The organism is Pseudomonas sp. GXM4 (assembly GCF_008923895.1).
Lineage (GTDB): Bacteria > Pseudomonadota > Gammaproteobacteria > Pseudomonadales > Pseudomonadaceae > Aquipseudomonas > Aquipseudomonas atacamensis.
The window spans coordinates 1-10,709 of the sequence record NZ_WBRZ01000192.1 but is presented as its reverse complement, the minus strand read 5'-3'; the positions used below and the strand labels follow the sequence as shown (position 1 = coordinate 10,709).

Annotated in this window: 9 protein-coding genes and 1 pseudogene; 4 read left to right on the top strand and 6 right to left on the bottom strand. The window is 61.2% G+C overall.

Annotated elements, in window-relative coordinates:
* Positions 1–65: 65 nt before the first annotated feature.
* Entirely contained in the window at positions 66–1,064 is a 999-nt protein-coding gene (locus tag F8N49_RS20290) for a D-cysteine desulfhydrase (protein ID WP_151552297.1), read from the bottom strand.
* A gap of 190 nt (positions 1,065–1,254) precedes the next feature.
* Here F8N49_RS20290 and epsC point away from each other — a divergent pair, with 190 nt between their 5' ends.
* The 3 genes from epsC (at position 1,255) to F8N49_RS20275 (ending at position 5,262) form a co-directional block, all read left to right on the top strand.
* On the top strand, positions 1,255–2,181 hold the full coding sequence (gene epsC, locus F8N49_RS20285) for a serine O-acetyltransferase EpsC (RefSeq protein ID WP_073471516.1): 927 nt from the start codon (positions 1,255–1,257) through the stop codon (positions 2,179–2,181).
* 473 nt (positions 2,182–2,654) lie between these two features.
* Positions 2,655–4,616 carry a choline transporter BetT gene (gene betT, locus F8N49_RS20280; RefSeq protein WP_160768576.1) on the top strand — a complete coding sequence of 654 codons (1,962 nt, stop codon included), beginning with the start codon at positions 2,655–2,657 and terminating at the stop codon, positions 4,614–4,616.
* 244 nt (positions 4,617–4,860) lie between these two features.
* Complete coding sequence (locus F8N49_RS20275) at positions 4,861–5,262, top strand: type II toxin-antitoxin system HicB family antitoxin (protein ID WP_039756416.1); 402 nt, start codon at positions 4,861–4,863, stop codon at positions 5,260–5,262.
* Positions 5,263–5,300: 38 nt separating this feature from the next.
* Here F8N49_RS20275 and F8N49_RS20270 read toward each other — a convergent pair.
* A pseudogene (locus F8N49_RS20270) lies at positions 5,301–5,423 on the bottom strand (LacI family transcriptional regulator); the annotation flags it as partial.
* 360 nt (positions 5,424–5,783) lie between these two features.
* Between F8N49_RS20270 and mgrA the strand changes: the two are divergent.
* Complete coding sequence (mgrA, locus tag F8N49_RS20265; protein WP_122751832.1) at positions 5,784–6,821, top strand: L-glyceraldehyde 3-phosphate reductase; 1,038 nt, start codon at positions 5,784–5,786, stop codon at positions 6,819–6,821.
* A gap of 130 nt (positions 6,822–6,951) precedes the next feature.
* Here mgrA and tauD read toward each other — a convergent pair whose 3' ends face one another.
* The 4 genes from tauD to tauA form a co-directional block, all read right to left on the bottom strand.
* On the bottom strand, positions 6,952–7,794 hold the full coding sequence (gene tauD / locus F8N49_RS20260; protein ID WP_151552295.1) for a taurine dioxygenase: 843 nt from the start codon (positions 7,792–7,794) through the stop codon (positions 6,952–6,954).
* Between the two features lie 145 nt (positions 7,795–7,939).
* Entirely contained in the window at positions 7,940–8,773 is an 834-nt protein-coding gene (gene tauC / locus F8N49_RS20255; protein WP_151552293.1) for a taurine ABC transporter permease TauC, read from the bottom strand.
* Positions 8,770–9,564 carry a taurine ABC transporter ATP-binding subunit gene (gene tauB, locus F8N49_RS20250; protein ID WP_151552291.1) on the bottom strand — a complete coding sequence of 265 codons (795 nt, stop codon included), beginning with the start codon at positions 9,562–9,564 and terminating at the stop codon, positions 8,770–8,772. The genes tauC and tauB overlap by 4 nt, the downstream gene beginning before the upstream one ends.
* A 16-nt stretch (positions 9,565–9,580) precedes the next feature.
* Positions 9,581–10,558, bottom strand: a complete 978-nt coding sequence (gene tauA, locus F8N49_RS20245; protein ID WP_151552288.1) for a taurine ABC transporter substrate-binding protein — start codon at positions 10,556–10,558, stop codon at positions 9,581–9,583.
* Positions 10,559–10,709: the final 151 nt, after the last annotated feature.

Sequence of the window (10,709 nt, the reverse complement as noted above, 5' to 3'; positions counted from 1 at the left end):
AAGGGCCGCTCCGCGACCCAACGGGGATAACTCCCCTCGCCACAGGTCTCTGCAATCTGCAGTGATCACCTTGTCAGAAAATCCTTGTAGGCAAACAACGCTGGCGCTCCGCCGGTGTGCAGGAAGATGATCGGGCCGTCATCGAAGCGCTGCCGGCCGATCCCGTCGAGCAGACCGGCCATGGCCTTACCGGTGTAGACCGGGTCAAGCAACAGACCTTCCTGAGCCGCCAACAGTTTCACCGCCGCCAGCGTTCCGGCATTCGGCTCGCCATAACGCGGGGCGAAATATTCGTCCCACAGCTCGACCTTGAAGCTGGCCGGCAACTTGACGCCCAGCAGCTCAGCGGTGCGTTCGGCCAAACCCTGAACCTTCGGCCGCTGATCTTCTTCACTGCGCGAAACGGTCACGCCGATCACCGGCAGTTGCGGCAGCGCCTCACTCAGCGCCAGTCCGAGACCACTGTGAGTACCGGCACTGCCTGAAGCCAGCACCACAGCGGCGAAATCGAGGCCGCTGTCCTTGATCTGCTCAGCCAGCTCCAGCCCGGCGCGCACATAACCCAGAGCACCGAGTGCGTTGGAGCCGCCAATCGGCACCAGATACGGCTTCTTGCCGTTGCTGCGCAGGCGCACGGCGAGGGCGGCCAGTTGTTCGTCAGCATCATCGAGGTTATCGACCAGTTCGACCTTGGTGTCGAACAGATCGAGCAGCAAGCGGTTGCCGTTGCCGGTGTAATTGCTGTCGTCAGTTCCCAGCGGGTTTTCCAGCAGTGCCACACAGCCCAGGCCGAGTTTCGCCGCCAGTGCGGCGGTCTGGCGCACGTGGTTCGATTGCAGCGCACCGGCCGTGATCAGCGTGTCAGCACCTTGTGCGAGCGCGTCGGCGGCGAGGTATTCGAGTTTGCGCAGCTTGTTGCCGCCCATCGCCAGCGGCGTCAGGTCATCGCGCTTGACGTACACCTCGCGGCCGAGCCAGGTGGACAGGCGTTCGAGTTTTTCCAGCGGCGTGGGATGGCTCAGCAGTTCGAGACGGGGGAAGCGTTGCAGCTGTCGTTTGATCATGGGTCCGTACTGGCGCAGAAGAATGAAAGGACTATAGGCACGCGTTTTTGCCCGGGCAACCGCCAATCGCTTATAGCCAAATGGACTGAGGCCAGCACTATCGGTTCTTAATTCGTCGGCGAAAGCATGCCGTAAAGTAGGCGCCGATGACGCGGCCAGACAGTCCGGCCGCCCGTGAGGAGTCTTTACCGTGAGCGAGCGTTCCAGCCATTGGCAATTGCACACCATCGTCAGCCAGCTGCGCAGCGCGCGGGATCAGTGGCGCGCACAGAATGGTCGCGCTTCAGGGGAGCAGGGCGGCCGCGAATTGCCATCGCGAGCGGCGATGGCGGAAATCCTTGAGGCGCTGTGTGGCGCGCTGTTCCCGATGCGTCTGGGGCCGGTCGATCTGCGTGAAGAAAGTGAAGATTTCTACGTCGGCCACACGCTTGATGTAGCGCTGAATGCCTTGCTGGCGCAGACGCGCCTGGAGCTGCGTTACGTTGCCCGCCACAGCGCGCAGGACGACAGTGAAGTCGAAACCCGCGCCATCCAGATCGTGCAGGATTTCGCTTTGGCCTTGCCGGGCCTGCGCACGCTGCTCGACACCGATGTGCTCGCGGCCTATCACGGCGACCCGGCGGCACGCAGCGTTGATGAAGTGCTGCTGTGCTATCCGGGCATTCTTGCGGTGATTCACCATCGCCTCGCGCACCATTTATACCGTGCCGGGCTGCCGCTGCTGGCGCGGATCAGCGCGGAAATCGCCCACTCGGCGACGGGCATCGATATCCACCCGGGCGCGCAGATCGGCCGCAGTTTCTTTATCGATCACGGCACCGGTGTAGTGATTGGCGAAACCGCGATCATTGGTGAGCGAGTGCGGATTTATCAGGCGGTGACCCTGGGGGCCAAGCGCTTCCCGGCGGATGAGGACGGCCAGTTGCAGAAGGGCCATCCGCGTCATCCGATCGTTGAGGATGACGTAGTGATCTATGCCGGGGCGACGATTCTCGGACGGATCACCATCGGCAAGGGCTCGACCATTGGCGGCAACGTCTGGTTGACGCGCAGCGTGCCGGCGGGGGCGAATCTGACCCAGGCGAATCTGCAGCATGATGACGGGACGCAGAAGTAGGCCGTGGAATCCTTTTCCCCTCACCCCAGCCCTCTCCCGGAGGGAGAGGGGGCCGACCGAGGTGTTTTGCGTCATACATCGACCTGAAATACCGGGTCGATTATGGATTCGGCACGGTTTCCTCAGGTTGGCGCACATTCTGAACATCCCCCAATCAGTCCCCTCTCCCTCTGGGAGAGGGTTAGGGTGAGGGGCTTTTGATTCTTGCTTGGCGCAGTGAACGAATCTCACAAAACCCGCGTCATAAACCTCCTCGGGCGCTGTAGGAAACCTACCGCCCAGCCCTGCGATTAGTCCTTACCACCCCATTCATGTTTAACTTGAACGTTCATTCAAGTTAAACCGGTGGTTCGCTGCCCGCTCACAACAGGAGGCTTGCCTTTGCTGAGTCCGATCATTTCAGCCACGTTTCAACCCATCGAGGTGCACCTTTCATGAGTGCATCGTCTACCCCCGCCAGCGGTCTGGTGCGCATGAATCCGCCGGTGTTCTACTTCGCTGCGACGGTCATTCTGCTGTTTGGTCTGGTCGTCATCGCCATCCCCGAGCAGGCCGGCGCCTGGTTGCTGGAAGCGCAAAACTGGGCGGCTAATACGGTCGGCTGGTACTACATGCTCGCGATGACTCTGTATCTGGTCTTCGTGGTGGTCACCGCGTTATCCGGCTACGGCAAGATAAAACTCGGTGCCGACCACGACGAGCCCGAATTCAGTTACCTGTCCTGGGCCGGCATGCTGTTCGCCGCCGGGATCAGCATCACGCTGTTTTTCTTCTGCGTTTCCGAACCGCTGACACACATGCTGCAGCCGCCGCAAGGCGAGGCCGGCACCGCTGACGCCGCGCGCCAGGCGATGCAGATTCTGTTTCTGCACTGGGGCCTGCATGGCTGGGGCGTGTTTGCCTTTGTCGGCATGGCACTGGCCTATTTCGCTTATCGGCACAATCTGCCGCTGGCCCTGCGTTCGGCGCTGTATCCGCTGATCGGCAAACGCATCAACGGCCCGATCGGCTATGCGGTGGACGGCTTCGGCATCATCGCTACGGTGTTCGGCCTTGGGGCCGACATGGGCTTCGGTGTGCTGCACCTCAATTCGGGCCTGGATTATCTGTTCGGCATCGCCCATACCCAGTGGATTCAGGTCGGCCTGATCACCCTGATGATGGGTGCGGCGATCATTGTGGCCGTCTCCGGCGTCGACAAAGGCGTGCGGGTGATGTCGGACATCAACATGCTGCTGGCCTGCGGGCTGCTGCTGTTCGTATTGTTTGCCGGGCCGACTCAGCACCTGCTCAACACCCTGATCCAGAACGTCGGCGACTACCTCGGCGCTTTGCCGATGAAGAGTTTTGACCTCTACGCCTACGACAAACCGAGTGACTGGCTGGGTGGCTGGACAGTGTTCTACTGGGCTTGGTGGATTGCATGGTCGCCGTTCGTGGGTCTGTTCATCGCGCGGATCTCCCGTGGCCGCACCATCCGTGAATTCGTCTTCGGCGTGCTGTTGATTCCGCTCGGTTTCACCCTGGCGTGGATGTCGATCTTCGGCAACAGCGCCTTGGACCAGGTGCTCAACCATGGCATGAGCGCGCTGGGCATGTCGGCCATCGACAATCCGTCGATGAGCATTTATCTGCTGCTGGAAACCTATCCGTGGAGCAAGACCGTCATCGCCGTGACGGTGTTCATCAGCTTCGTGTTCTTCGTGACCTCGGCGGACTCTGGCACCGTGGTGCTCTCGACCCTGTCGGCGAAGGGCGGCAACCCGGATGAAGACGGGCCGAAATGGCTGCGGGTGTTCTGGGGCGCGATGACCGCGCTGATCACCAGTGCGCTGCTGTTCTCCGGCAGCATCGATGCGCTGAAGTCGGCGGTGGTGCTGACCTCGTTGCCGTTCTCGTTGATTCTGCTGCTGATGATGTGGGGCCTGCACAAGGCGTTCTATCTGGAGTCGCAGAAGCAGATCGCGCAGTTGCATTCGCTGGCGCCGGTCTCCGGTTCGCGGCGTGGCACCGGCGGCTGGCGGCAGCGCCTGAGTCAGGCCGTGCACTTCCCGTCCCGCGATGAGGTGTACCGCTTCATGGAAAGCACGGTGCGTCCGGCAATCGAGGAAGTGACCGCCGTGTTCGTCGAAAAAGGCCTGCACGTGGTCACCCAGCCGGATCCGGCGCATGACAACGTCAGCCTGGAAATCGGTCATGGCGAGCAGCATCCGTTCATCTATCAGGTGCAGATGCGCGGCTACTTCACGCCATCGTTCGCGCGCGGCGGCATGGGTTCCAAGCAACTCAACAATCGCCGCTACTACCGCGCCGAAGTGCACTTGAGCGAGGGCAGTCAGGACTACGATCTGGTCGGCTACACCAAAGAGCAGATCATCAACGACATCCTCGACCAGTACGAACGGCACATGCAGTTCCTGCATCTGGTGCGTTGATCGACGGCTGCGCGCCGGGTCTGCTCAGGACTCGGCGCTTAGCAGCATGAACAACACCATTGCCCCGCCTACATACCGAACATCACACTGCCCATCGCAATCTTTGACCCCGCCGTTGATCCGTCCAGCTGTGATGATCACGAAACAGACTATTATTTATCCAAGTGTGCATGGTGTGTATCGCTGCGCGCTTTATGCCCTAGAGTTGTAATTCTTGACGTCGGAAAGGGCGAAGGAAACCTTTATGAAATTCCCGGTCGTTCTGCACAAGGATGCCGACTCGGACTACGGCGTGATCATTCCGGACGTACCGGGGTGTTATTCCGCAGGCGCCACGGTAGCCGAAGCTTTCGAAAACACGCAGGAAGCGCTGGCGCTGCACTACGAGGGGCTGGTCGCCGATGGCGCGCCACTGCCGCAAGTGCGCGACATTGATGCTCATCTTGATAACCCGGATTACGCGGGCGGTATCTGGGGCGTGGTCGACTTTGACATCACGCCTTACTTCGGCAAATCAGTGCGCTTCAATGCCACATTGCCCGAGCAGTTGCTGGAACGTATTGACCAGACTGTCCGTCGAGACCGGCGCTACCGTTCCCGGTCCGGATTTCTGGCGGCCGCTGCGCTGCGCGAATTGTCGGTATGACGCAGATTCTGCGGGAACGAGCCTGCTCGCTCCCGCAGTCAGGTGCTTTCCCGCTCGATCACTTGGCATCGCAGCAGATTCAGCCGCTGCACTTCGTCGCTCGGCAATACCCCAAGGCTTTCCAGCACCCGCGTTGCCGCCAGCACGCCAATCTCCAGCGAGTCTGAAGCGCAGGAAAAAATGTGAAACGTTTCAGCAATTGGTCGAACCGGAGGTCGGCGTCGCGCCGCTTGGGCGTATGCTGGACGGGTTGTTCAGAACTGAATATGAAGGCCGGATGTTGCGGCAGAACCTGGGGCTGGTTCGACCTGCAAATCGCTTTGCATGATTGGTAGAGCTTTTGTGGTGAGGGGATTTATCCCCGTTCGGCTGCGAAGCAGTCGTAAAACCAGCGCACTCGGTACAGCTGATTCACCGAGGTTTCAGGTTTTGGGGCGGCTTCGCCACCCATCGGGGATAAATCCCCTCGCCACAAAGGTGTCCGGTTTCTGATGACTAAAAGACAGACAAGAGAGGATTCGATGACTTACACCGCTGCCGAAAACCGCTACGACTCCATTCCTTACCGCCGCGTCGGTCGCAGCGGTCTGGTGCTGCCGGCCTTGTCGTTGGGCCTGTGGCACAACTTTGGCGACAGCACGCCGATCGAGACCCAGCGTGCCTTGCTGCGCACCGCGTTCGATCTGGGCATCAATCATTTCGATCTGGCCAACAACTACGGCCCGCCATACGGCAGCGCCGAGATCAATTTCGGTCGCCTGCTGCGCGAAGACTTCAAGCAGTATCGCGACGAGCTGATCATCTCCAGCAAGGCCGGTTGGGACATGTGGCCCGGCCCGTACGGCCAGGGCGGCGGTTCGCGCAAATACGTGCTGGCGAGCCTCGACCAGAGCCTGCAACGCCTCGGTCTGGACTATGTGGACATCTTCTATTCGCACCGCTTCGACCCGGACACCCCGCTGGAAGAAACCGCCAGCGCCCTCGCCACCGCCGTGCAGCAGGGCAAGGCGCTTTACATCGGCATCTCGTCCTACTCAGGGGTGAAAACCCGCGAAATGGCCGCGCTGCTGAAAGAGTGGAAAGTGCCGCTGCTGATTCATCAGCCGGCGTACAACCTGCTCAATCGCTGGGTGGAAAAGGATCTGCTCGACACCACTGACGAACTCGGCACGGGCGTCATCGCCTTCACGCCGCTGGCGCAGGGTTTGCTCACCGACAAATACCTCAACGGCGTGCCGGCCGATGCGCGAGTCAATCGTCCCGGCGGTGGTTCGTTGCAGGCTTCGCACTTGTCCGAAGAAAACATTGCTCACGTGCGAGCGTTGAACGAGATCGCCCAGCGTCGCGGTCAGAGTCTGGCGCAGCTGGCACTGGCGTGGACCCTGCGTGATCCACGAGTGACCTCGGCACTGATCGGCGCGAGCCGGCCGGAGCAGATCATCGAGAACGTCGGCGCGCTGAAGAATCTGAATTTCAGTGCTGAAGAGCTGGCGGAGATTGATCGGTTTGCCCAGGAGGGCGGGATCAATCTTTGGGAGAAGCCTTCAACAGCCGAATAAGCCGCTGAGAGGATCGTTCCCACGCTCTGCGTGGGAATGCCGCCCGGGACGCTCTGCGTCCCATCTAAAGCCGAACGCGGAGCGTCCGTTGATGCATTCCCACGCAGAGCGAGGGAACGATCATCAGCTATCACTTGAAGAACGGCACATCCCCCAACACCGTCGCCCGCTGCATCACCCGCCGCGCCGGTCGGTAATCGTCCACCGCGTAATGCTGCGTCACGCGGTTATCCCAGAAGGCGATGTCGTCCTTCTGCCAGCGCCAGCGAATGGTGAATTCCGGCCGTGTCGCGTGGGCGAACAGATACTTCAGAATCGCCTCACTCTCGGTTTCCGACAATTCGTTGATCTTCGAGGTAAACCCTTCACTGACGAACAGTGAGCGCCGGCCGCTCACCGGGTGCGTACGGATCACCGGGTGCGACAGCGGTGGATTCTTGCGCCGCGCTTCTTCCCACTGCGCCAGCGCTTCAGGCGTGTTGCCGTAGCGCTCGAGCGGAAACGATCGGGTGAAATCGTGGGTGGCGGTCAGACCTTCGAGCAGGGTTTTCATCGGTGCCGACAGCGCTTCATATGCCGCGATGCCGCTGGCCCACAACGTGTCACCACCGAACTCCGGCAGCAACTTGGCGCTGAGCACCGCGCCCATTGCCGGCGTCGGCAGGAAGGTCACGTCGGTGTGCCAGATCGCGTTATCGCGCACGTCGGTGACGGCGGTGTCGAGGATCAGCACTTCCGGTTGTTCCGGCACGTTCGGGTAGATCGGATGAATGTGCAGGTCGCCGAAATAATGCGCGAAGCGTGCCTGTTGCGCTGGCTCGATCGGCTGGTTGCGGAAGAACAGCACCTGATATTTGAGCAACGCCTGTTCGATGGCGTCGCGGTGTTCCAGGCTTAGCGGCTGGCTAATGTCGACGCCACTGATCTGCGCGCCGAGGGCCGAGCTTAATGGGGTGATGCTGAGGGTGCTCATGGTCGTTCTCTTCGAATTCGGAGTGTCATGCTTTTGTGGGAGCGAGCCTGCTCGCGAATGCAGAGTGTCAGGCGACAGTGCAGTGACTGATCTGACGCTTTCGCGAGCAGGCTCGCTCCCACAGGGGGAATTTTCACAAAGCGATTTAGTGCGTCTGGCCGTGCCACGGCACCAGTCTGCGCTGCAACGCGCGCAGGCCCATTTCCATGGCGAAGGCGATCAGGGCGATGACCAGAATTCCCAGCACCACCACATCGGTGACCAGGAATTGCGCGGCCGACTGCACCATGAAACCCAGGCCGCTGGTGGCCGCGATCAGTTCAGCGGCGACGAGCGTCGACCAGCCGACGCCCAGACCAATACGCACGCCAGTGAGAATGTCCGGCAGAGCGCTGGGCAGAATCACGTGGCGAATCAGCTGCACGCGCGTCGCGCCCAACGACTGCGCCGCGCGCAGTTTTGCCGGGTCGACGGTACGCACACCCGTCGCGGTGGCGATGGCAATCGGGGCGAAAATCGCCAGATAGATCAGCAGCACTTTCGACAACTCGCCGATGCCGCACCAGATCACGATCAGCGGCAGATACGCCAGCGGCGGGATCGGGCGATAGAACTCGATCAGTGGATCGAGCACACCACGGGCGATGCGGTTGGCGCCGATGGCAATGCCCACCGGCACGGCGGTGAGAATCGCAAAAGCGAGACCCAGGCCGATGCGGCTCAGGCTCGCGCCCAAGTGCTGCCACAGCGTCGAATCCATGTATCCCGAGGTCGCGAGCAACCAGCCTTTTTGCAGCACGGCAGCAGGCGGTGGCAAGAACAACGGTTCGATCAGGCCGGTCGCGGTCACCGCCCACCAGACCGCCAACAGGCCGAACAAGGTCAGCAGGCTGATCCAGCGAGTGCTGAGGCTGCGACGCACCTGGATGCTCACCGAAGGTGTTTTCACCGCCGCAGCGGAAACGTCGTAACTGCTCATGCGTGCTCCTGCCGGGGTACGGCGCTGCGTTGCGAGAAGACTTTGCTCAGCACGTGCTCGCGGGTTTCGATAAAACGCGGATCGGACTTGATCGCGCGTGCCGACTCGCCAGCGGCATAACGCTGACCAAAATCCAATTGCAGGCGCTCGACGATCTGCCCTGGATTCGGTGCCAGCAGAATCAGGTCCGTGGCGAGGAACACCGCTTCTTCAATGTCGTGGGTAATCAGAAAAACCGGTTTGGCAGTGCGTTGCCAGACTTGCAGCAACAGCTCCTGCATCTGCTCGCGAGTGAATGCATCAAGCGCACCGAACGGCTCGTCCATCAGCAACACGCGCGGGTCGGCGGCGAGGGCGCGGGCGAGGCCGACGCGTTGTTTCTGGCCACCGGACAATTGCCAGATGCGCCGCTCTTCGAAACCGGCGAGATCGACCAGCGCGAGCATTTCCCGGGCGCGCTGTTCGCGTTTGTCCTTGCCGACACCGGCCAGTTCAAGGCCGAAGGCGACGTTGGCTAATACGTCCTGCCAGGGCAACAAGGCGTCGTCCTGAAACACCACGCCACGTTCGGCGCTCGGGCCTTTGACCGGCACGCCGTCGAGGGTGATACGCCCGGCACTTGGTTCGACGAAACCGGCAATCAGGTTCAACAGCGAAGTCTTGCCACTGCCGGACGGGCCGAGGGCGACCAGCAACTGCTGCGGCCCCAGGGTCAGAGAAATATCCGCCAGCACCGGCTCCGGGCTGCCCGGGTACTGTGCGCTGATGCGCTCCAGCTGTAGCAAGGCCATCGCTGTTATCTCCCGATCAGTTGGTGATGTATTTGGCGCTGACGTACGGCGCGTAGTCCGGCAGGACGGCGTCGACCTTGCCTTGCTCCTTGAGGAACGCGGCGGTGTCGGTGATGGCTTTGGTGGTCGGCGCGCCGAGGTCACTGACCTGATCCGCCGCCAGCGGGTAGACGTTGCCCTGCAGCAGCAATGGGATGTCGCTGGCTTTGGCGCCAGACAGCTTCACCAGTTTGTCGACGTTGCTCTGGTTGGCCAGCCAGGCCTGCGGATCCTTGCGGTAAGCGGCGTAGGCGTCGAGGGTGACCTTGGCGAACGCGGTGACGATTTCCGGGTGCTTCTCGGCGAAGTCCTTGCGCACGATCCACGCGTCGAAGGTCGGCGCGCCGAACTTGGCCAGTTCGCCGGAGGTGATCAGCACTGTGCCGTTTTCCTTGGCCACGCCCAGTGCCGGATCCCACACGTAAGTGGCGTCGATATCGCCGCGTTTCCACGCCGCGATGATCGCTGGCGGCGCGAGGTTGAGCACGGTGACTTTCGACGGGTCGATGTTCCAGTGCTTGAGCGCGGCGAGCAGGCTGTAGTGCCCGGTGGACACGAACGGCACGGCGATTTTCTTGCCGATCAGATCCTGCGGAGTCTTGATGCCGGAGCCGTCGCGCGCGACCAGTGCTTCAGCGGCGCCGATCTGCGTGGCAATCAGGAAGGTTTCGACCGGTACCTTGCGGGTGATCGCGGCGGTCAACGGACTCGAACCGAGGTAGCCGATCTGCACATCGCCGGACGCGATGGCGGCGATGATATCGGCGCCGTTATCGAACTTGCGCCAGCTGATATCGGCCTTGGTAGCTTTCTCGTAGGCGCCGTCGGCCTGCGCGACTTTGGCTGGGTCGACGGTAGTCTGGTAGGCGACAGTGAGGTCGGCCGCCTGGGCCAGCAAGCTTGCAGCGGCCAGTGAGGCGGCGGCGAGCAGGCGAAGCGGGAAATTCAGTTTCAATTGAGAGCTCCAGATCAGGCGACCGAATGTCGGCGTGAGTGGAGACTAAATGATCTAAGAATTCAGAAATAAATAACTTTTTCGAATGAGCTTATGAGCGGAAAAATCTAAGGATAGGAGAGGGTGTGGGGATTTCGGATGATGCGTTCGA